Below are 21,896 nucleotides of genomic sequence, written 5' to 3' on the forward strand. Positions count from 1 at the left end.
CATGTTAATTGACAAAATGAATTTGTCCATTCGACTCATTCAAGATGTGGTAGAAGTTAAAAAAAATGAGAGGAAAATAAAGGATCAGAAGCAATTTTCTTCAATTGTTAAAAAAGAAATCCCCAATAAAATAGCTACTCTACAAAGTATTTACTTACTCAAAAAAAAGGAAGGATTTCCTTCCTTCAATATTTCAGTTTCATCTGTCCTACACAAGGTAGAACAACTGCTAGAAGTCATGGAGAAACAACCAGCCAAGGAGAAAATCGAGCGGATTATCAGGGAATTGCAAGAGATTGAAGATGAAGGGAAAAAACAATGGGGAAATTATGTAAGAAAACAAAATGAGGGGATTTTAAATGTTTTACTTTTGCTACAAAAAGTAGCTCCTGATGATGAATCACTCTCTCATTTGATTGTTTATTTTCAGCGATCGACCAAGATATGGCCACTTACATCGACAAAGCTGGAGCAATATGAGAACAAATTGAAACAGGGAAAACAGAAGTTATCAGAGTGGAAAACAAATGAGACCATTCATACTTTCTTAGAAAAGGTGAGCAATAACGAAGCGACTTTGGATGATTTAAATGATGAGGTACTAAATTGGTTAAGAGCTTACCAAATATCATCTAATCTCATGATTAAAATCAAGTAAGGAGTAAGAGATGAAAAGAGATGTTATTGATATTGTGGCAGAAGAAATGCTGACACAAATAGAAAAAAAAGAGAATCAACTATTAGAATGGGGAATGATTGGCGGAAATGTAGATGCGGAGCAAGAGATTATTCGCATGCTCCGCCAACCTCCTACACGTCTATTGGAAGACTTGATAAAACAAAATGAATTGGGCGAAAAAGAGGCTAGTATTTTACTGCAAAATCTAATTGATAGAAAACTATTGTTACCGTTAAACGATGGATTTCGGAGTCGATATGCCGAAACAGTTCGCCTGCTCTATTTATTGAAACAGAGATTTAAATTTAAGGATTGGCAAGAAGCGCCTAATCTTGTAAGCAATATTAAACCCTTTGTTGAATATAGAGAGTATCCTAAACGTGATCAAGATTTCTCACAAGTGATGAACCAGTTAAAACATATATTTGGTGATGCAAACTTTAGGAAAGATATCTTATATACTTTGCTTGAAAATGGAAACATTCAACTAGCTAGGTTTCAAGTTGATTCACTACAACGCCTGCTTGGATACCGATCAAAAGTAGACGTTGGGGTAGTAGTTGGCGCTGGAACAGGGTCTGGGAAAACAAAAGCATTTTATCTCCCAGCTTTTGTTAAAGTGCTGGATGCGATTCGCAACCGTCAAACACCATGGACGAAGGTATTGGGAATTTATCCTCGTGTCGAGCTTCTCAAGGACCAATATAAAGAAGCGATAAAAGAAATTTTGAAATTAAATCATTATGCGCTGAAAAAAGGAATTCGCCCAATTACCATTGGTAGTTATTATAGAGAGACACCTGATCATGCTCAAGATGTAGTGGATCATAAGGACCGTAGTTGGAAGAAAATAGAGAAAGGCTATATTTGCCCATTTTTTTCTTGTCCTACTTGTGGTGGAACAATGGTTTGGACTGAGGAAGATGTGCAAAGAGAGATAAAAGAAGGATCAGGTAAATATGAGAGATTGGTTTGTATAGAGGCTGCATGTCAAAGTGTCATTCATTCGGAAAATGTCATTCTCACTCGAAAGAGAATGAAACAAGCACCACCAGATATTTTATTTACCACTACTGAGATGTTGAACCGTAAGATAACTAACACAAAGGAATGGCCTGTATTTGGAATTAACGCATTTCAACCTCCACTATTTTTACTATTAGACGAGATACATATTTATGATGGTATCACAGGTGCAAATGTCGCTTATCTTCTACGCCGCTGGAGACATTTGGTCAAGTTAACACAGAAAGTATCAAGGGGAATACAGTTTGTTGGTTTATCAGCAACTCTATCTAACCCTTTACCATTTTTTTCTCAGCTTACGGGGTTACCACAAGATTCTATTCATTATATATCTCCTAAACCGGAGGACATGGTTGTAGAGGGAGCAGAATATAACTTAATTGTTCGCGGAGATCCTTTTTCAAGCACTTCATTATTATCGACTACCGTGCAGACTGCCATGCTGATGGGGCGTATGCTAGATCCTTTGCATCGAAATGTTTCTCGAGATGCATTTGGTTCTAAAATCTTTGGTTTTACTGATAAACTGGATCTAGTCAACCGTTGGTATCACATTGAATTAGATGCTGAAAAAAGGAACGTACTCAGTCAGTTTCGTGATCATAGTCAGCTTCCTAATGATTTGCTACCCACAGCAACAGAACAGCATGTAGCTGGACAAATTTGGGAGTTTGCAAGACAAATTGATGCCAATAGTTTAATACATCCGTTAGAAGTTGATATTGCTTCTTCTCAGTATAAGGGTGTTAATGAACAAGCTAAATTAGTCATTGCAACAAGTGCATTAGAAGTGGGATATAACGATAGTAAAGTAGGTGCGGTGCTACAACATAAATCTCCGCGCAACATGGCATCATTTTTACAACGTAAGGGACGTGCTGGGCGTAAACGAGGGATGCGTCCTTGGACTATAGTAATTACTTCAGCATTTGGAAGAGATCGATTTGTGTATGATTATCCAGAGTATCTATTTAATCCTACATTAAATCATTTATATCTTCCTTTAAAAAATCAATATGTGCAGCGTATACAAGCCGCATTTGCACTAATGGATTGGTTAACATGGAAATTATCATCACTTGATGAGCAACAGGATATACGGATTTTGTTGACCAAAAGAGGACATATAGGGCATCAGAGATATATACAAGATTTGTTACTACAAATATTGCGGGGCGATGATTTAGAGTTTAAAGACTATCTTTCACAAGCGCTTCAACTTCCTGCAGAGCAACTAGAACAAATCTTGTGGCTACCACCACGTTCACTTTATATGGAGTTATTTCCAACTCTAATCAATTTATTACAAACACAGTTTGAGAAAGCAAATGAGGAAGAACAAAATACTCCGCTTAGTGGGTATGTTCCAAAAGCCTTATTTGAGTCCTTATATATGACTGATCTAGAGATCCAGGTGCCTGGAGGAAAAAAAGAACACTTACCCATTGTACAAGCGATGACGGAATTTGCTCCTGGTAATGTATCTAAGCGTTATGTAAATGCTTATAAAACTTACGAAGCTCATTGGCTCCCTATTCTTTCTCCTAAAGGGGTAGATCTAGATGGAAAAAATGTTCGTTCCCGAGTATTAGAAGAGGTAGAAGATGAGGATACGAATCTAATCGTTTGTGAACCCTATTTATTTTCACTTGAACAGATTCCTAAGCATATTAAAGATCAAAGTTATGCGATCATGGATTGGCGAGTAAAATTGAATCCATTCAGTGCATCCGAACAAAATCATATATCGCTTCCAAGACAGTCCAATCTCTATGGATTATTGAAAGGAATTTCCTATTTTACTAGTGATGAGAACAACTATGTTCAAGTTGTTCGTTATGCTCCAGTATCGCATGCTACTGTAAAATATAAGAGGAGAAACACAGAAACAAAAGTAATTCCTTTTCACTATAAAGGAAAATCGGCTGCGATAGGTTTTGAACGGTTTGTAGATGCTATTTGCTTCTCACTTCATAGTATAGAGCCACAGAAACTATTTGCTTTACCTGAATGGAACGAGATAGAGAAGTCTGTTAAACCAGAGTATTATCTCTATATTACACAACAAGATCCAAAGATTATTGGGCGTCTCAATGTGTTTGAGATTCAGTGGTTGTCCCAAATTATTCTTTCTTCAGTCATTGCGATTGCAGTAAGCAAAAAGGTAACTCTTTGTGAAGCCATTGATGAGTTTAAGAAAAATTATATCCGGATTGCTCATCGTACTCTAGAAGTGATTTTTCATTCGACTGTAGTAAAAGCCAAAGGTAGCGAAGAGAGTAGAGATCGTGAGCAAGATGAAAATCGCGTATACAAAGAATTGTTAGGCTTTATTCAAGACGAATCATTAATGGAAGTACTGATAAAACACCTTTCTATTTTTACTATTGATCTTCGTAAACAGGAACAGTTTATCTATTGGATGAAAGAAACACTTATTGCAACCGTAGGAGCAAGCATTCAGAAAGCGATTGAAGGGTTATTGCCTGGTGTTAACACCAGTGATTTAGTACTCGATATTTGTGGGACTGATATCTGGTTGTCTGAAAGCGAATCAGGTGGAATAGGAATCGTAACGAAAGTAGTGTCCATGCTGAAAAACAAAGTAGCTCAGTTTGAAGAGCTTTTTATAGAAAGTTTGGAGCGTTGTGTACGCCATCATGTTACCGCATCCTTACGGGCCATGTTGCCACATATCACAACGGATCATTTCGCAGGATTGTTAGAGAATATTCGCAGGGAAACAAAAATTGAGCAGCAACGAGAGTTGCTGATGGATTTGCAACATAAACTAGATCAAGTTGGCATTGTACCAGAACATGAACTAATTATTAGTTTTGCTACGCACTTCCTTCGAGGAAAAGGCAACCGCGAGCTCGATTTGCTAAGACAAGAATTACATCAACTTTGGCATGAAGAAGAAAAACGTTTGCAATGTAAAATCGATAGCCATGTATTTGCTGTTGCTTGCTTTAATCGAGAAGGAAAAGAAGATAAAATAGCTACCAAAATTGAACTATTGTTCCAAAAATCTTTCCCAGGCCATGATGTGCCTGAAAGACAGCGCTTTTTATTAGTCGAGTCTTTACTATTTGCTGATTGCGTGGACTCTTGTCCAGAATGTTTGGTTTTGTATAGTCCATTTCAACGTTTTGTTAAGCCATCACGTATTTTGTTACGTCACTTTTTACCTCAACCATACAAGATCGTGAAGTTTAGAGAGGAAGATTGGAAAAAACAAGTGCGTGAATCCCTTTATCATGGACAAACAGTCCGCTTGGTTACGGATGCTGCCCAAAGAGAAGAGATACAAAAAGAATTATTTGAAATTATAAATGAACCGATCGAATATGCTTATGAACTCTACTATCCTTATATAGACAAGGTAAGGCAGGATGGGTTATTATGGCAGTTCGATTTGCGAATCCGGGAGGTGTCATATGAGTAGCCGTGTGATTCGCTCTCAAGGGGGAGGCCAATCATTACAAGATTATCTTATTTCGATGTTTATTACAGAGCTAATTCAACCAAGTAGTGAGATATACTTTATTTTTCCTTATTTAAGTAATTATCCACTTATGGATAATCAATTTAATCAATATACAGTTCTTGTTCCTTTTGCTAAGGGAGCGACGATCTATCTAACTGATATCCTAGAAGCATTGGCATTCAAGGGTACGGATGTGAGAGTAATTTGTAATCCTGAACGTAAAGAAACTCGTCTCTTTATTGATCGCCTAGAAGGAAAAGTTCAATTTAAGAAGCTAGAGAACAATCATGATAAAGTGTTGGTCTCAGAGAAATTTTATCTTCACGGATCTATGAATTTTACCTATAGAGGAATTCATGTGAATAGAGAAAGCGTTCGTATTACTACCTTCGCGCCCGAGGTAAATTCAGCCTTACTTGCAGCACGTGAGCGTTGGAAGGAGTCCTTGAATATATGACGAATGATGCAAAAAAACTGGATTTTATTAGCCAGTTGTTTGATGTAAATGGGGATAATCCTTATGAGATTCGTATTGTTGATCATAAGCCGTTTAGTATGGATGAACAAATGATGATAATGCTTGATCGGTTCATGGAAGATAAAACGGTTGTATTTCCTTTTCCCAAAAGCGGAATGATACATTGGTTAATTTGTAATAAAGATAGACACCGATTGCACCGAGATTATAAAGAGATATATAGCTTTATTAAAGTGTTTTGTACTGATGACATTTGTTTTCGTCATTTCAATCCGGAATATCGTATTGGTAAATTAGGTAAAGACTTATTTACTGATGGATATTTTCTCTTAAAATCCGTTAATCAAGAAGCAGATAATATCTGGAAGATGCTTGGTTTATGGATGCAGTTGGATGAAAGAAGGCCAGCGGATCAGTTAGAAAAAACGGAGCGTAGTGCATTTGCATTACGCTCTGAATTCCAACAATACTTAGCTCTTGAAAATTGGATAGAAGCAGAACGTACTCTAGAAGAGATTAGACAAGGATACTATGTAAGTGATGAGAACTACATTTTTTTACGAATCCAGTTTTGGACACACCAAAGAAAATGGGAAAAAATCTGGTATTCTAAGGACTTTGAGCTCATTGCTGCAATGGAGACGATTCCGTTACAAATACGATGTTCTCTTCTATCTGCTTTCTATTATGTAATCTTAGCTCCTGCTGAAATCGAGGAGAGATATGAGGAAGCATATCAAAAGTTCCAACAGCATCGTTTTCGTTTAGGCAATCTTCTTTATACATCACTTGGTTTAGATGAGGAAATTTATTTACGCATTTTTGCACATGAGGCATTTTTGAATGGGGACAGGAACAGGTTAGAGAATTTGATGCAAAAAGCAAATGATCTAACTACTAAAGAACTACTCCAGTATTTTGTATCACAGATCTCTGTGGATTCTATCGAGGCAGAGATAAAAGTAGAGCCAGAATTGGAAGGTGAAGAGTTAGCACTTTATTATATAAAAGAGAAAAGATATGATGACGCCTACAACTCATTAAAGGATTGCTCTCCTACTCCAAAAGTAGCTGAGTTACTATGTAGATTAGCTGTTGTCACAGAAGCAAAACAAGTATATTCATCAGCCTATGAAGTGTACAAACAATTATCTGAAGATGAGCAAGTGGAATTAGAACAAAATCCTGATAGTAAGCCGCAGGTCATGCTTGTAAAGCAATGGAAGGAAGGCTTAAAAAGTCAGGTAGAACAACCGACAAATGAAACATGGAATTACTGGTTTCAGTCTTTTCTATCCGGTGAATTATCAGAGGATAAACTAGGTGAGCGACTAAAAAGAATTGATGAATTAAACAGTGCTTTTGATTGGTCTCCTTCTATGCTTACTGATCTCACAGAGGTCTTGACAAGTATAGCCATTGAGGAATTAACACCATCCAAGAGGATTTTATTGGAAAAAGCACTTCCTTTCTTTGTTTCAGATTTTTTATTGCAACATCAATTTCCTAACCCGCAAGCACAGGATGTTTATGATTATACGGTAGAATTGATGAAAATTCATAGCAAAAGGAATAGAAATAATACAGAGCTTCTCTTAAAGTTAATGGAGGGAATGCTCTTATTAGAAGTTACACTGGTTAATAATCTGTGGAATTCTGCTAAGTATTGGTTTAATATCAATCCAACTAAAGCTTTGCTATCTCAAGTGTTGGTAGCTTTAGAGTTATTTGAGGAATACGGATTAAGTCATGATGAACTACGTGCTCTTTGGGGACGTTGGACAGGCAGTATTGGTGAAGGGATTAGGACAATCTATCATACTGATTTAGTATCATGGTGGGAATTTGGTCGGATCATTAGTGGCGATGAGTACTTGCTTCACATGATAGAGGAAGCAATTAAAACCATGTCCACTGATGAAGAAACAGATGTGATTAGTCAGCAAGATTCTCTTATAGTGACGATCTTCACCTTGCGTCCTCAAACAGCTAAGCGTGCTATTGAGCGTTTACAGCTGCGAAATGAAAAGATTAAGTATCGAATTTGTGCGGATGAGACTCTAACAGATCAAGCAAAAATATATGCCAAAAGTTCCGATATAAATATTGTTGTGACCACTTGTTTAACTCATGCTCTTTTTTATGGAATTCAACGCTATCTAAATAAAACCGTGTATCCTAAAAGTTCAGGAACAACAGGAATAATTAATGCATTTGAGGATTATTTGCAGAATAACTATTAATAGATTTTGGGATATTTAGCTAAACTTTTCAGAATGTAATCCCTCCTTCTGTTTTCAGAAGGGGGTTTTTGTATAAATTAATTATTCATAGACTTTAGCTTTATTTGAAGATGTAAGTATTGAATGAGACGCGGACAATGTTTATATAAACTTGTCAAAACATCGCTTACTTCTTCAAGTGAAATGATATATTCTCCTTTGTTAATAATGGACAATAGTAGATCACGAGTTGATGGAGGAAGTTGTGAATCCATAGAGATGTATTCCAACATCTGTTCTAGCGATTTGGGGATCACTGTCCAATTCCGATCGGCGACCAATGGATGAATGAGAGAATTTAATAACTGCTGACTCGCTTCTTTTTGTTTTAGCCAATGGTTGTAGCTTTCGTATATACCATGATTTAGCAAATGCGTTTCTAAATTTGCTACTTCTTTTATTAAATTTGGATTTGGTTCTTGCTGTTTAATTTGTTGACAAATCGTTTTAATTCGAGTGTTTATTGATGGATGGTAATTTTGTATATATTGAGTCATCGTTTCGTATTCAGCGCATTTATTTTTAAGGCAAGTTCGCAAATCGGATTGGTATAATTGAAAGGCTTGTTGCAATTCAGTCAGAAATGTATAGAGTGATACATTTACAAGTCGATAGCACTCTAGGTTTTTAGGAAATAACCGGGAAAGAAAAAATGTTTCAAAGTCAGGATTTACTTTTATTTTATTTATTTTTGTTGCATCAATAATATTGTCACGTAACGCAAACCAATCTAAGAAAAATTCTTCCACCCATTTCTGAGTCTCTTGGGAGATCGGTATAGAAGGTAGGGAAAGTACAGAAGAATACTTACATGTTTCTAACCATGAATTTATCCAAGTAAGAAGTTGAAAAGCAAATTCATCTGTTGGGAGTCCAAGTGATTTTTCTAATTCAGTTAACCACTGGTCACTTACCATTTCTCCTTGATAGATCCATTCTGCTACATCCCAACTATTAGATAGATCAGAAAAAATTTTTTTCCTCTGTGATGTTTTTTGTTGTTGGAATCCGTACATTTTTAATAGTATTACTGAACGATGTACCTTGATTTCGTTTTTCTTCTCTACGGCAGAAAATGAGACTGGATAGCGAATTCCTTTGGAAATTTCACTTCGTTGAAGAACTGCAGATTGCCTAGGCGTGAACCGGCGGCTGATATGAATTGCTTTTATTGCGTCATGTATAAGGGTGGCAATACTTCCTCGTAGTGAATAAATTAGTTCTTCATTAACTTTTTTGCCCTCTATCCAATCACGCAAGTGTAGAAGGGGGGTTGCCTCTTCCTCGTGTTTCATAGAATGAAAAGGTAGAGATGAATGATTTCTTTTTACTGTTTGTAATGAAAGAGTAAGAGAAGTAGATTGGTCACTACAATGTTTTACCCAACCCTCTGGTAAAAACACATGATCTGTATCGTGATCAGCAAACATTTCTCCCAAAATTTTTAGCAAGGGATATGGATGATTTGCATAAACGTTTCGATCAATAAGAGCTTCTACCCGAGACAGACCCCAAGAAGTACCGCGAAGTAAAAATCTAATAATTTCACGTGTGTGCAGGATGGTGTAACGTAACTTTCCTTTTCCACTTGGAACTCCATCATATATACGCTCAATAAGAGGTTCATTAAGAGGGAGAAGTGAAAGACGGGCACGTTTACCTACGAGAAAACGACTACAATTAATTGCATGAGGACAGTTTGAGTTGCACACAAAACCTTGTGTCGATTTCAGTTCTATTAAATATTTTTCTAAATAAGGCACAGCATCATTTCGACCTAATGTGTAAAATACTTGTCCACTCTCATCTGTTAACCAAAGTTTTTGGATGCGATCATCTATGGTGTCTAAATTTAGAATACGACTCATAAGAGTAGTTCCCTTTTCTGAGTCCTGTAAAGCTCCTGGTGTTAAACCAATAACTACATCCCAGTTACCCTCTTCAAGGGTGATAAAGTAATCTAGGAGTTCAGAAGCATAAATATTTATTGATTGTACAAGATCATCAATAAGAATAAGTGGACGAATGTTTTTTTTCATAGTTATATGAGATAACTGTTTAAGAATAGATATCATATCATGACCGGAGAACAAGAATTGTTCTAGCTTTTTTCGTAAGGAATGGCGAAAACTTTGGTATGGAATAGATATTGGCAGAGCTGTGCTACGTTTAATTTCATCCAATTGCTCTTCGCTAATGATCTCAAGTGATTGTACAATATTCTTTTCTTTCACTTGTTGAGCAAACGCTTTAATATTTTGTTCAATAATTGGCCGTAATAAAAGAGCAAGTGGTACGATCTCCTCATCAGAATCAAAAAATTCAGCTAAAGTAGACCAAACAATTTGATTGATAATAGTAATGGGTTTTTGGAGTAATATATGCCATTTACTATCGTCAATGGCCTTATCTTCGGATATTTGAAGTGCTTCATAACAACGGGTAATTAATAGCTGAGGATTAAGCTCTGTTCTAGATAATCGTATTACTGGACGATAAACATTTTGTTGTATACATTGATCTCTTAGCCAACATAGGAGTTCTGATTTGCCTGACCCAGTCGATCCTAGAATAGTGTAAACTCTATTTCCTATGGCGGTATCTTCTTGTAACTCATCAAATAATTCTTTTTCTGTTATTTCCTGAACAAGTTGATGTTGATAGTACTTATGTAAAACTTGTGGGTAATGTGTTTGTCTAAAATATTCTGGAGAGAATGAATAACGTTCGTCTGCCGTAGCTACTAACAATTTTAGTGATTTGGATGAGAGACAGGGAAGCACTGGCACACTCCTCCTTTCAAATAGTAATCCAGTTCCATTGTTGTTTTGATCCAAATGATGGATATGGAAGGTCTTGCTTTCTTTCAAGATGGATAATTTCTTCTTTATTTAAAAAAGAGAGACCCATTAGTAAACCATCGAAAATTTGTCCTTGATGTATGCAAGGGATAATTGGATGAATATTATCTAAACAGTATTGGTAAAGAGAACCGCTAAAAGAACCTGATCTTTTCACAAGTTGTTGTAGTAAAGAAAGATGTGGGAGTGCATAAAATCCAGTGTACATTCGATAGCCTAGACCGAAAAACTCCATTATTCGTTTCCAAGCATTTATTTTTTCTTTTCCAACCATGATTTCATTGAAATGTTTATTTACACTGTAGTGAACATCTTCTATATATAATTTATTAGGCTTAATAAATAGCTCATAATACAAAGTGGTGAACACATAATTGAGTGAGTTAGTTGGTTCATTTTTACTTATTTCTACTAAACGTTTTAAAAACATAATTACATCCCAGTCACCGCAAATAGCAAGATAACCTGATTCTTTCTTTTCTATGAATTGAATTGTCATCAGGAAAGAGATAGTATTCTCAATTAATGACGAAATATCTGTAGCCGTAGTGTATTGAAATATCTCTTTTAGTTCATCTATGGTTATCCGAGGATTTTCTTTAATCATTTCATATATAGAAGGGATTTCAGGGCCGTAGCACATTTGGAACAACATGATCATTTGTCCTTTCTGTTTGGCTTATTATATTTTGTATCGTATTTCTCAAATGATAGTAGTTATGAATTGAACGTAGTTTCATATAATGTCTCGGGGATGGAATGAAGATATCATAAGGATTAATGCTACAAACTGGACAGGAGCAAGGAAGTGGTTCGAAAAGGCGTGGTCCAGATTTGGCTATTCTTGAAGTGCCAAGTATATAAGTACGGAATGGATTACTATAAAAAACAGAATAATATGCTGCTGCTTTAGTTGGACGAGTCGAATCAAAAGAAGAAATATTCATAGATGACATTTCATAAATTTGATTTATACCTGTAACACCAAATATATGTAAGTATTGGGCCTCAACCAAACGAACAACCGTTTGAATTGTAGAAAGTTGCTCGTTAGAATTCTTGGATAAAAGAGATCCAATTCCAAAGTATTTATAACCCATCTTTTTTAATTCAAGAACACTGTGTTGTACACTAGGTCCGTCAAAACCTTGGATAACAGCCATAGGTTGAATGTTACTTGGTAAGCGTGATTTGGTAAAAAGGTTCATATACTCCCAAGCGAAATATAAGTTTTTTTCCATTGTTTGGTATTTATCGGATAAACTCCTTTTATCTAACATAGGTATATCTAATTGAACTAGCTTAATTGTTTCGATGGAGTTGTTAGCATCTTGTAAAGCGTCTACCTGCAGGTTGAAAATTTGTTCAACTGTGGTTTTTTTATTTTGATTCCTATAAAAAATACCTCCAGAATCAATAATTAATTTATTAGGTAATGTATTAAGTTTACGTAGAGGGCGTTTATTATCAGGAATAACGCTAATAAGCATTGGGCATTCTTTGTAATAATCGCAATATTTAGCGTCGCTATGAGACCAACTGATATAAAATTCCATTGTTTCACCTTTTATTTAATAGTGTTACTGGGAAAAGTATATCTTAATCACTCACCACCTGCCTCTACTATCTTTCTAAATTCAGTAAATTGACACATTACTTGAGTGACTATAATCAACGATAGTATTTTTAGTTATTTACAAGATTGATTATGTAATTAGATATATTATCAAGATTAATTAGGGAACAATTTACAAAAAGATAAAAAGGTTTGTATGTACCTAGATACTTGTGTTTGTGCTATTCTAAAAGATGCACCATTGTGTGAACTAAAAGGATAAAGAATATAGAAGGAACAATAATAAAAGGGTATCCTTGAGTATAATTAACTAATTTTAGCAAATCGATGATGAGGTGAATTTACTAACAATGCGAACGTTAGTCATGACGTCTTGTACCGGACAAAAAAAATATAGCCCAGAAAACCAATTAACAATTAATGATTTTAGAGATACATCTCTTTTACATAAGAGAAGCTTAGAGCTTTCTGCTTATGAAGAAACAGCCGGAGAGATGTATACAGGTAGACAGCATACCTCGTTAATGCATGGGATTAAAGAATATAGAAAGCATCGAGATGATATTGATGTAGCCATTCTTTCTGCTGGTTATGGCCTTCTAAAAGAAGATGATAAGATCGTACCGTACAATGTTACTTTTAATTCGATGAATGGCACCGCAATTAAAGAGTGGTCTCAGCATCAAAGAATGAATGACCAACTTCAAAACTTCGTTTCAAAATATGACTTGGTATTTTTTCTTCTAGGTGACTCTTATCTAAAAGCAATTGATTGGGAAAGGATTAGAATGAAGGAGCACCAGAAATTTATCTTTTTTGTAGGGAACGCAAGTCAAAATAAAGTACTGGTGCAAGAAAATATGTATACACTTGCGATGGGAAGCAAAGAAGCAAGTTATTTTAAAGCTGGTTTAGTCTGGTTAAAAGGTGAACTATTCTCTCGTTTATTGAAATCCCTGATTAAATCCCCAGAATATACTTGGGGTGACATATTGAAAAATCCGATGTGCATTCGTGATTTTATTATAAATGGTGAACAGGTAGAACAACTCTCGTTTTTTGAAGAAAGTAAAGTAGAGAATGATTTACTTCCTATCAATAAGTATGTCCCTCCTTTTTTTGTATCACAAGATCTAATAGCAAAGAATTACACAGGCCAGTTCCGATTTTTTATGCCCGAAAATGATGATCGTGTAGATGGCGATTATGATTTCATCCGAGACTATTCTGATCCCAATCGCAATCCATTATTAAATGATGTCTATGCTCATGACTTATATGGGTCTCCTCAATATGATGGAGTTTTGATTTCTAAAGTTAATATTGATGCTACAAAGAGAAAGCGTGAGTTAATAAAAGAAATGGGTGGTTTGCATAATTTCTTAAGGCTTCCGCTTTCTATTCCGATTATGGGTGACTGTGGTGCTTTTAGTTATTTTTCTCAAGAGGAACCGCCATATAACACTGCCGAAATACTGGAGTACTATGATCAATACCGATTTGATATTGGTGTTTCGATTGACCATTTAATCGTTGGTTCTATTGAAAAAGACGAATCGGAACGTGCCAGACGGTATGAAATCACGTTAAAAAATGCCAGAGAGTTTATTGAGATGCATAAAGAGCGTGGATATAAGTTTACTCCGATGGGGGTTGTTCAAGGCTGGGATCCTTTTTCCTTTCGTAGTGCAGTAGAAGAAGTTATTTCTATGGGATATAAGCATATTGCACTAGGAGGACTGGCAAAAGATAAATCAGAAAAGATTTTTGAAATCTTGAAAGAAATTTCACCAATTATCCCAGATGATTCTTATCGAGTGCATTTGTTTGGTGTAGCAAGAAGTCCAGAAATCATGGATGTTTTTAGTAAGCTTGGAGTTACTTCTTTTGATTCGGCTTCTCCTCTACGTCGGGCTTGGTTAGGAACAGGGCATAATTATCATGCAGTTTCAGGTAAACATTATGCTGCTATTCGAATTCCAGAAGCAAAAGGGATTCGTATTCAAAAAAGGATGGAGCAAATTGGAATGTCATTAGAAGACCTGCAGGCTATGGAACAAAAAGCGTTAGATGCTTTAAGAGCTTATGATCAAGGAAGTCTGGATTTGGAAACTACTCTAAACGTAATTATGGAATACGATAAGCTAGTCGGGGAAGGAAGAGATAGACACTGGGATCTGTATAAGGAGGTCTTAGAAGATAAGCCGTGGAAGGAATGCGATTGTTCTATATGTAAAGAAGTAGGAGTAGAAGTAATTATTTTTCGGGGCAATAATCGTAATCGTCGTCGGGGATTCCATAATACGTTTGCTTATTATGAGCAATTGAAAAGGTACCAAAAAATGAAAACTAATTGATAGACGGAGGTGTGTATATGTGAGGGTTCTCTTATATATACTTGCTATTTTAGTTGCAAATGTACTCACAGCGAAGTTACAACCTCTAAACATGGGGATTTTTGTTGTGCCGATTGGGACGTTTTTAATTGGTATTACTTTTATCATGCGAGATTTGGTGCAAAATCAATTAGGACGCCGTAAAACATATTATATCATTATAACTGCGCTCTTTCTCAGTGCTATTACATCGTTACTGCTCGGTGATACTTTATGGGTAGTGTTTGCTTCAGCTATATCCTTTGCTCTTTCAGAGACAACTGATACAGAAATATATAGTCGGTTGCGAACATCTATGAACTATCGCGTTATGTATAGCGGTTTAGTGGGTGGTTTACTAGATAGCACTGTGTTTGTGGTTGTTGGAATTAGTCCTTTGGGTACAGGATTTGTACCATGGGATGCCGTGCCACTTGCTATAGCTGGGCAGGTTATTGTGAAAAGTGTTATGCAGTTGATAGGTGCTTTGATTATAGGGAAATTTATTAACACATTAGAAGATACAAATGCAACCAAAAATAGAGTATCTTCTACTTTATAGTGTGATTCCAGGAGACAAAAAAAGCATTGGCAGAATATGAGGCAATATTTGTCTATGATTAGGCTGTACTTAAAATGAGTACAGCCTACTTAGTTTTGATTGTTTATCGCATCGTTGTTTTGTAATCAGATTGTTTCAGTTACTCAAAAAGGATTCGAGATGAGTTAACCTAAGTTCAGCGAATTGTTCCCATCTCGTTTCTGGTTTTCCGTAATTCACATATGGATTAACACTGAACCTTTTCTGATGGTAAGAGGAAAATGATATTTCCATATATCTGGGGTTATATGTGTTTACTAGATCTTTAAGAATAATATCAATACAGTTTTGATGAACATCTACATAGCTTTGATAACTGAGGAGATATTGCTTTAGTGATTCTTTTTCAATCAACTTTTTATCAGGGACATAGTTGATAAATATAGAATAAAATTTAGATGGTTCAGTAATTGAGGGGATTCCAAAAAAAATTGGATAGGTTATTTTAACAAAGTAATTCGTATCTGAGTTTTGATTATTTATGCTCTTTAAGATAGATTGTCTACGATAAAAAGTGAGCCGGCTTTGGTTTTGTATAGGGTATAAATTCCTATCTTTTGTATATGTCACTTTTGTAACCACCTTTTAAAGTTCTTTTATTTATCCATACTTCAAGTATTAAATCGAATTCTATAACATCTAAGATTTCTTATTAGACCTAGAGATTGCAGTTTTAGCAACTTAAAGTCCTTTCTACATACGATCTTGATTGATTGTAATTTTTTATATTAGATTTTGATTTAGATAAATCCTTTAACCTGATTATATATTACATGTTGTCCGTATTGGGATACTCACTTACTGGTGTTGAAGATTTAGCTTTGAACGGTCCTAATCAAGATCGCTTTTTTGTTGTTAAGGTAGGACTGACTAAAGAAGAAAAGAAGTCGGAAAATGTTTTGTCCATCCCCCGTTTGCGAGGGAATGAATAAAGGAAATAACAAGAAGACGGCGGTTTGGCCGTCTTTCTTCATTGATTCGCGTAATGGGGGATTTCTGTGAAAGGAAAAAAAGAGAAACTTGGCTTATGGGGCAATGTGATTGTTTTTGCTTTATTAGGTGTTTTAGTCTTAGTTATTCTGAGTATTCCTGTACTGATCAATATGGGGATTCTCTCTTTGCTCAAAAACGTTGTCACACTCGGCATCAAAGTCCAATCGACCACCGGTTTGATTTGGTTTGGTGTGGGGGTGTTATTTTATTTCATTCCAGCGATGACGGTGGGTTTTGTATTGGAATTGGCAATACAATTTCTATTCGCTGAAAGGGAAAAGATAAAAGGCGGATTGGATGCTACTGCGGGTTTCTTCCTTGTTATGTTTCATATGCATGTTTTAGATATGATGATTGAAGATATCACTTTTTCTCTGTATGGGCTTTTGGCCTTGGCATTTGTTTATTCCTTGATATTTGACGCGATGGAACACATGGATGGACTTTGGAACAAGAAGGGATGAGCATCAACTTCTCGGCAACTGGGTATATATCACTGTCGCACATACCAAATGACATACGAAGGGTGAAGCTGATTGGATTACGAACAACGTGCGCGCCAAGAATGCATTGCTTGGCAGGTAGAAATGCAGAAGTCTCCATCGGTATTGCAATGGGCGGCTAAGTCAATCCAGGATAAAATCAATGAGAAGATTCCGCAAAAGGTGCATGATGTGATAACTGAAAGTATCAAGCACCTGGTGCAAACGGTGCTCGTCGGTTCGGAGTGGACAACCAAATCGGCTACCACCGCCGTTTCCTTAGAGGAAAAGGAAAAACAAGTGCTAGAAAAGATCAAGATGTACAAATACACAGCGACAGTGGAAGGAGCCGGGACGGGAATGGGCGGTTTGTTATTGGGGTTGGCCGATTTCCCGATGCTGCTCTCGATCAAGATGAAGTTTTTGTTTGACGCAGCTAGCTTGTACGGGTTTGATGTTAAAGATTATCGTGAGCGGCTGTATATCCTGCACATCTTCCAGCTGGCGTTTGTCAAGTGGGGAGGTTTGCATCGAGACGTTTCACAAGATGAAACATTGGCATGAGACGATAAGAGCTTATCCGTCCCATGCGGATTACTTAAAACAGCTGGATTGGCAGAAGTTCCAACAAACCTATCGTGATCACATCGATCTGGCCAAGATGTTACAATTGGTGCCGGGATTGGGCGCAGTGGTGGGCGCCGCCGCCAATTACCAGTTTCTCGATGAGTTGGGACGTGCGGCCATGAATGCTTACCGGATGAGGCTTTTGCCCTTGCCCCGCTAGTCATGGAGCGGCCTCTCCTACGAGAGATTCAACCGCCTTGCCACAATCAATGAAAAACGAGTCTGCCATGTGGAAGCAGACTCGTTTTTGTGTATGGTCAGTGGATGTTTTTGACGATCTGTTCGGCCCGATGCCGGGAAAAATTAAATGTTTGCCACTCGGGCTTGGTTTCAAACTTCAAGCGGGACTTCATGTTCTTCAGTTCAGCCACCGCCTTGTCGCCAATCTTGGGGTCTTTTTGCAGTTTGGCCAGTTCTGGAACCACATCATAAGAGAGGCTGCCGATATAGTCCAGATCAATCTCACCTGTTTGTTGGTACCGCTGAATGTTGCTTTTGGCGATGATCAGATCCAGGTTGGCATAGTTGAGGGCGACTAGCCACACCAAGGTGATGATGGTGTAGCTTTTATACAGGGAGACATTGCTTTTCCAGACTCGCACCAATGAGACGGCAAATAGAGACAAGAGCAAAATCATAAAGGCTTGAGGCAACAAGCGCAACAGAGTGAAGCCGTAGGCTTGTTCATACATGGTTAACCGGGTGAAGGCGGAGAACAGGATGAACAGACTACATACCGTGAGAATGGTGAGCAAGACTTGGATGGCCCGGTATAAGCCTTTTTTCTGTTGTGAGGCAAAGTGAAGCAATAACAGTAACACGCCGATATTGATAAAGCTGACAGTCAGCATCTCGCCAAATCCTTGGCGGGCGTACTCCGAATAGGTTACTCCCGCGGGCAAAACGGATTCTGCCCCACCAAACAAGAAAGAGATTTGGATTGCGGTGAAAATGACGTACACCAGGTTGAGCATGGTAAGGATGGTGACGGAAATGACACCGTCCAATTTTTTTGGTTTCCGAGTTTCTTCTTCGCTTGTCCCCGTTGGTTCAGATTCTTTGGTGGGGTGGAGCAGGCTCCAGAAATAAGCGAATAAAATCAAGGTGATGAAGGTGGTGAGAATGATGTGAGCGGGAATTTCGCCGAAATCGATATCCAATAGTTGTTTGGGTATTTCAATCATGTATTTCAGAAAGATGCTGTCGGCAGAGGAGAGTAGCACAATGACCACCAATAACAAGGGGCAAGTGATAGCAATTCCCAAACCGACTTTGATGGCCACACTACTTGGCATGAGTCGAGATCGCACCACTGAGGAGAAGGGCTTTAACAAGTTGCAGAGGGTGTGGATGGTGACCCGTTCGGCCATTTCTATAAGAAATCCGATGTGGTGCCAAGGGCGTTTGTGGGTGCCGGTTACCAGCATTGTATGGGCGACAAACAGCAGGGGAACCAGGAAAAAGTTCAACACGAGAAACGCCGGATTGGAAAACAGGACAAAGGTGAGGCTCAACAACAGAATCAGAGCGACCAGTAGCCATGGGAAGGTGAACGACGGTTTGAGACGACCTTGGGAATGGAACAGCCAAGCGAACACGCCGTAGACTGTTGCGACGAAGATCGGGTAAGCAATTCCGGCAAAGGTGGTGTCAAAGAACATGAAGTCATACAGCAGGCCAAGGGCGAAACACCATAACAATAGCTTGCTTTCTTTAGTAACTTGATTTGCGTCTGAAACCCCCATAATGAACTTCCTTTCTCTGTGTTTTCTTTTTTTATACATATAATTTCATATTTGAATTCTTTTGCAAAGTCTTATTTCTAATGGCAACCGTCAACCTGATCCGTTAGAAATGTGATGAGGTGATGATTGTTCACAATGAGGAGTTTACAAGCAAAGATGGAATGAACTGGCGGAAAGAGACCTGTTTTTCTTTATTTGAAGGAGATTTAACTAATTCTACAGAAATATATCTTTTAATTTAATACATAAATAAGCATGGCAAAAAATAATTTGATTGTCGAGGAGGTTGTTATGGGCAAAACGATTGCACTGATTGGTGCATTGGATACCAAAGGTCCCGATTATGCATTTGTGAAGCAGGAGATTGAGAAGCGCGGCCATTACGCTCTCACCATCAACACTGGGGTGCTAGGGGAGCCTTTATTTGAACCGGATGTTCCCGCAGAGCGGGTGGCGGAAGCCGGTGGCATGTCCTTGGCTGAGCTGAGAAAAGTAAAAGACAAGTCTTTGGCCATGACGGTAATGACCAAAGGGATTGCCCGTGTGGTGAAAGAGTTGTTTGATCAGGGATTGATCGATGGCGGGTTATCCATGGGTGGTTCAAACGGAACCATGATCGGTACGTCAGGCTTGCGCGTGTTGCCTGTGGGGGTGCCCAAGGTGATGGTGAGCACGGTGGCTTCGGGGGACACACAGCCTTATGTGGGTATCAGTGACATCGTCATGATTCCATCGATTTTGGATATAGCTGGGCTGAACCGCATCAGCGCCAAGATTTATTCCAATGCGGTGGGAACGGTGGTCGGCATGGTGGAAACGCAAGTGCCAAAGATTAAAACCAAGCCGCTTATCTCGGCGTCGATGTTTGGCAACACGACTGTGTTGGTGAATCAATGCACAAAGCAACTAGAAGAAAACGGTTATGAAGTGCTGGTGTTTCATGCGACAGGTACCGGTGGCAAAACCATGGAATCGCTGATTGACCAAGGGTATATCACCGGGGTGTTGGAAGTGACGACGACGGAGCTGGCGGATGAATTGGTTGGCGGTGTTTTGTCGGCGGGCCCCTCCCGCTTGGACGCGGCGGGCAAATGGGCGTTGCCCCAAGTGATCGCCCCCGGATGCTTGGATATGGTCAACTTCTGGAGCATGTCCACTGTTCCAGGGAAATACCGCGACCGCTTGCTGTACAGCTGGAATGACAATATCACTTTGATGCGAACCACGCCGGAAGAAAACGCCATCTTGGGGCGGATTTTGGCTGAAAAGGCCAATCGATCCAAAGGGGAATTGGCTATTTTCTTGCCTTTGCAAGGTTTGTCCGAGTTGGATGCGCCCGGCAAACTCTTTTGGTGGCCGGAAGCGAATCAGGCGTTGTTTGACGCCATCAAGGAGCACATCCGCAAGGATATCCCGGTCTACGAACTGGATTGCAACATCAATGATCCGCAATTCGCCAAAGCGGTGACAGACAAATTATTGGAAATGCTGAGAAATGAAGAAGAATAGGAGCTGAGAAGCATGCCATTCATATCAAGAGACGACTCTCTCCGCCGGTTGCGTGAGACGGTGAGCCAAGGATCTCCGGTGATCGGTTGCGGAGCGGGCACGGGCATATCTGCGAAATTCGCGGAACAAGGCGGTGCTGATCTGATCATCATCTATAACTCGGGCCGTTACCGGATGGCGGGACGCGGCTCACTGGCCGGCCTGATGCCGTATGGGGATGCCAATGGGATTGTAGTAGAGATGGCGAGCGAGGTCTTGCCTGTGGTAAAAGACACACCTGTGCTGGCGGGAGTGTGCGGAACGGACCCATTCCGACTGATGCCTGTATTCTTAAAAGAACTGAAAGAAATGGGTTTTGACGGTGTACAAAATTTCCCCACCGTGGGTTTGATCGACGGCACGTTCCGCCAAAACCTAGAGGAAACTGGCATGGGTTTCGAGCTGGAAGTGGAAATGATCCGCTTGGCCCATGAATTGGACATGCTGACCTGCCCGTATGTGTTTAATGAGCGAGAAGCAGTGGCCATGGCTGAAGCGGGCGCCGATGTGCTGGTGGCCCATATGGGTTTGACTACCAAAGGCTCCATCGGCGCGGAAACGGCGTTGACATTGGAGCAGTCTGCTGAGCGCATTCAACGGATCCATGATGCGGCCAAAGCAGTTAATCCTCATGTGTTGGTGTTGTGCCATGGTGGCCCCATCGCCGAGCCGGAAGATGTGCGCACGATCCTCTCGCTCACGCGGGGAATTGACGGTTTCTTCGGGGCTTCCAGCATGGAGCGGTTGCCTGTGGAGGTCGGGATTCGTACACAGGTGGAAAGCTTTAAGTCTTTGGTGAAAGTGTGAGCAATATGGCAAAAGGAATGATCCGGCCAGGGTCATTCCTTTGTTGTTTATGTGGTTGAAGGAGATAATTTTCACATAGTTGACAAATAGAAGTTGGTTATGTGAGAATAATATAACGTAATAAAATTATCTGAAACCAATAAAGCGAGTGGTTGCGATGAAGGTTAGCAAAACGCCAACAATACAATCGCATATACCCCTCTTGAAAAAGGGACTGTGTGGAAGTGAGTAACTTCTGCGCAGTCCCTTTTAGTTTGGTAAAGCGAAGAAAGAGGAAAGGGTGGGGCAGCGATGTATGCTGAGCAAACAAAACCTGTTGGGCAATT

At 38.8% G+C, this 21,896-nt stretch carries 16 protein-coding genes; 11 read left to right on the forward strand and 5 right to left on the reverse strand.

The genetic code is table 11. The features are described 5' to 3' along the window. Position 1: 1 nt before the first annotated feature. The 4 genes from QQZ12_RS14540 to dpdD are packed head-to-tail and all read left to right on the forward strand — an operon-like array spanning position 2 to position 7,916. Positions 2-658: a hypothetical protein gene (locus tag QQZ12_RS14540; protein ID WP_284724578.1), complete on the forward strand. Its 657-nt coding sequence runs from the start codon at positions 2-4 to the stop codon at positions 656-658. Positions 659-668: 10 nt separating this feature from the next. Further along, complete coding sequence (gene dpdJ, locus QQZ12_RS14545) at positions 669-5,153, forward strand: protein DpdJ (protein WP_284724579.1); 4,485 nt, start codon at positions 669-671, stop codon at positions 5,151-5,153. After that, positions 5,146-5,652: a phospholipase D-like domain-containing protein DpdK gene (gene dpdK, locus QQZ12_RS14550; RefSeq protein WP_284724580.1), complete on the forward strand. Its 507-nt coding sequence runs from the start codon at positions 5,146-5,148 to the stop codon at positions 5,650-5,652. Before dpdJ ends, dpdK begins: the two co-directional genes overlap by 8 nt. Then, positions 5,649-7,916: a protein DpdD gene (gene dpdD, locus QQZ12_RS14555; protein WP_284724581.1), complete on the forward strand. Its 2,268-nt coding sequence runs from the start codon at positions 5,649-5,651 to the stop codon at positions 7,914-7,916. The genes dpdK and dpdD overlap by 4 nt, the downstream gene beginning before the upstream one ends. 77 nt (positions 7,917-7,993) lie before the next feature. Here the strand turns inward: dpdD and QQZ12_RS14560 are convergent, their stop codons facing one another. Genes QQZ12_RS14560 through QQZ12_RS14570 form a run of 3 tightly spaced genes read right to left on the reverse strand, consistent with a single transcriptional unit; the run spans position 7,994 to position 12,372 of the window. Continuing rightward, the gene (locus QQZ12_RS14560) at positions 7,994-10,825 is read right to left on the reverse strand and encodes a hypothetical protein (protein ID WP_284724582.1); all 2,832 of its coding nucleotides are present in this window, start codon (positions 10,823-10,825) and stop codon (positions 7,994-7,996) included. Continuing rightward, entirely contained in the window at positions 10,755-11,471 is a 717-nt protein-coding gene (locus QQZ12_RS14565) for a hypothetical protein (protein ID WP_259435955.1), read from the reverse strand. The genes QQZ12_RS14560 and QQZ12_RS14565 overlap by 71 nt, the downstream gene beginning before the upstream one ends. Further along, positions 11,443-12,372 carry a tRNA guanosine transglycosylase family protein gene (locus tag QQZ12_RS14570; protein WP_284724583.1) on the reverse strand — a complete coding sequence of 310 codons (930 nt, stop codon included), beginning with the start codon at positions 12,370-12,372 and terminating at the stop codon, positions 11,443-11,445. The genes QQZ12_RS14565 and QQZ12_RS14570 overlap by 29 nt, the downstream gene beginning before the upstream one ends. A 370-nt stretch (positions 12,373-12,742) precedes the next feature. Between QQZ12_RS14570 and dpdA the strand changes: the two genes are divergently transcribed. Together dpdA and QQZ12_RS14580 are read left to right on the forward strand one after the other, a co-directional pair. Then, on the forward strand, positions 12,743-14,749 hold the full coding sequence (gene dpdA, locus QQZ12_RS14575; protein WP_284724584.1) for a tRNA-guanine transglycosylase DpdA: 2,007 nt from the start codon (positions 12,743-12,745) through the stop codon (positions 14,747-14,749). Positions 14,750-14,768: 19 nt separating this feature from the next. After that, positions 14,769-15,329: a VUT family protein gene (locus QQZ12_RS14580; RefSeq protein WP_284724585.1), complete on the forward strand. Its 561-nt coding sequence runs from the start codon at positions 14,769-14,771 to the stop codon at positions 15,327-15,329. Between the two features lie 135 nt (positions 15,330-15,464). On the opposite strand, the gene QQZ12_RS17130 is transcribed toward QQZ12_RS14580, so the two are convergent. Then, positions 15,465-15,950 carry a tunnelling fold family protein gene (locus QQZ12_RS17130; protein ID WP_431606315.1) on the reverse strand — a complete coding sequence of 162 codons (486 nt, stop codon included), beginning with the start codon at positions 15,948-15,950 and terminating at the stop codon, positions 15,465-15,467. 416 nt (positions 15,951-16,366) lie between these two features. On the opposite strand from QQZ12_RS17130, the gene QQZ12_RS14585 reads away from it, so the two are divergent. From QQZ12_RS14585 to QQZ12_RS17015, 3 genes are all read left to right on the forward strand, one after another. Then, positions 16,367-16,825, forward strand: a complete 459-nt coding sequence (locus tag QQZ12_RS14585; protein ID WP_102993483.1) for a hypothetical protein — start codon at positions 16,367-16,369, stop codon at positions 16,823-16,825. A gap of 72 nt (positions 16,826-16,897) precedes the next feature. Then, positions 16,898-17,407: an EcsC family protein gene (locus QQZ12_RS17010; protein WP_348651547.1), complete on the forward strand. Its 510-nt coding sequence runs from the start codon at positions 16,898-16,900 to the stop codon at positions 17,405-17,407. After that, the gene (locus tag QQZ12_RS17015; RefSeq protein ID WP_321195599.1) at positions 17,391-17,630 is read left to right on the forward strand and encodes an EcsC family protein; all 240 of its coding nucleotides are present in this window, start codon (positions 17,391-17,393) and stop codon (positions 17,628-17,630) included. The genes QQZ12_RS17010 and QQZ12_RS17015 overlap by 17 nt, the downstream gene beginning before the upstream one ends. Positions 17,631-17,727: 97 nt before the next feature. On the opposite strand, the gene QQZ12_RS14595 is transcribed toward QQZ12_RS17015, so the two are convergent. Further along, positions 17,728-19,215, reverse strand: a complete 1,488-nt coding sequence (locus QQZ12_RS14595) for a DUF4153 domain-containing protein (RefSeq protein WP_189318907.1) — start codon at positions 19,213-19,215, stop codon at positions 17,728-17,730. Between the two features lie 291 nt (positions 19,216-19,506). Between QQZ12_RS14595 and QQZ12_RS14600 the strand changes: the two genes are divergently transcribed. Next, positions 19,507-20,724 (forward strand): Tm-1-like ATP-binding domain-containing protein, encoded by a 1,218-nt coding sequence (locus tag QQZ12_RS14600; protein WP_054095744.1) that lies wholly within the window; start codon positions 19,507-19,509, stop codon positions 20,722-20,724. 12 nt (positions 20,725-20,736) lie between these two features. Beyond that, positions 20,737-21,570, forward strand: a complete 834-nt coding sequence (locus QQZ12_RS14605) for a phosphoenolpyruvate hydrolase family protein (protein WP_054095743.1) — start codon at positions 20,737-20,739, stop codon at positions 21,568-21,570. Positions 21,571-21,896 lie beyond the last annotated feature (326 nt).

It is taken from the genome of Laceyella tengchongensis, from assembly GCF_900182735.1.
Classification (GTDB): Bacteria; Bacillota; Bacilli; order Thermoactinomycetales; family Thermoactinomycetaceae; genus Laceyella; species Laceyella tengchongensis.

Coding starts and splice junctions, on each gene's coding strand:
- QQZ12_RS14540 (WP_284724578.1), top strand. CDS start 2: ATGTTAATTGACAAAATGAATTTGTCCATTCGACTCATTCAAGATGTG.
- dpdJ (WP_284724579.1), top strand. CDS start 669: ATGAAAAGAGATGTTATTGATATTGTGGCAGAAGAAATGCTGACACAA.
- dpdK (WP_284724580.1), top strand. CDS start 5,146: ATGAGTAGCCGTGTGATTCGCTCTCAAGGGGGAGGCCAATCATTACAA.
- dpdD (WP_284724581.1), top strand. CDS start 5,649: ATGACGAATGATGCAAAAAAACTGGATTTTATTAGCCAGTTGTTTGAT.
- QQZ12_RS14565 (WP_259435955.1), bottom strand. CDS start 11,471: ATGTTGTTCCAAATGTGCTACGGCCCTGAAATCCCTTCTATATATGAA.
- QQZ12_RS14570 (WP_284724583.1), bottom strand. CDS start 12,372: ATGGAATTTTATATCAGTTGGTCTCATAGCGACGCTAAATATTGCGAT.
- dpdA (WP_284724584.1), top strand. CDS start 12,743: ATGCGAACGTTAGTCATGACGTCTTGTACCGGACAAAAAAAATATAGC.
- QQZ12_RS17015 (WP_321195599.1), top strand. CDS start 17,391: ATGAAACATTGGCATGAGACGATAAGAGCTTATCCGTCCCATGCGGAT.
- QQZ12_RS14595 (WP_189318907.1), bottom strand. CDS start 19,215: ATGGGGGTTTCAGACGCAAATCAAGTTACTAAAGAAAGCAAGCTATTG.
- QQZ12_RS14600 (WP_054095744.1), top strand. CDS start 19,507: ATGGGCAAAACGATTGCACTGATTGGTGCATTGGATACCAAAGGTCCC.
- QQZ12_RS14605 (WP_054095743.1), top strand. CDS start 20,737: ATGCCATTCATATCAAGAGACGACTCTCTCCGCCGGTTGCGTGAGACG.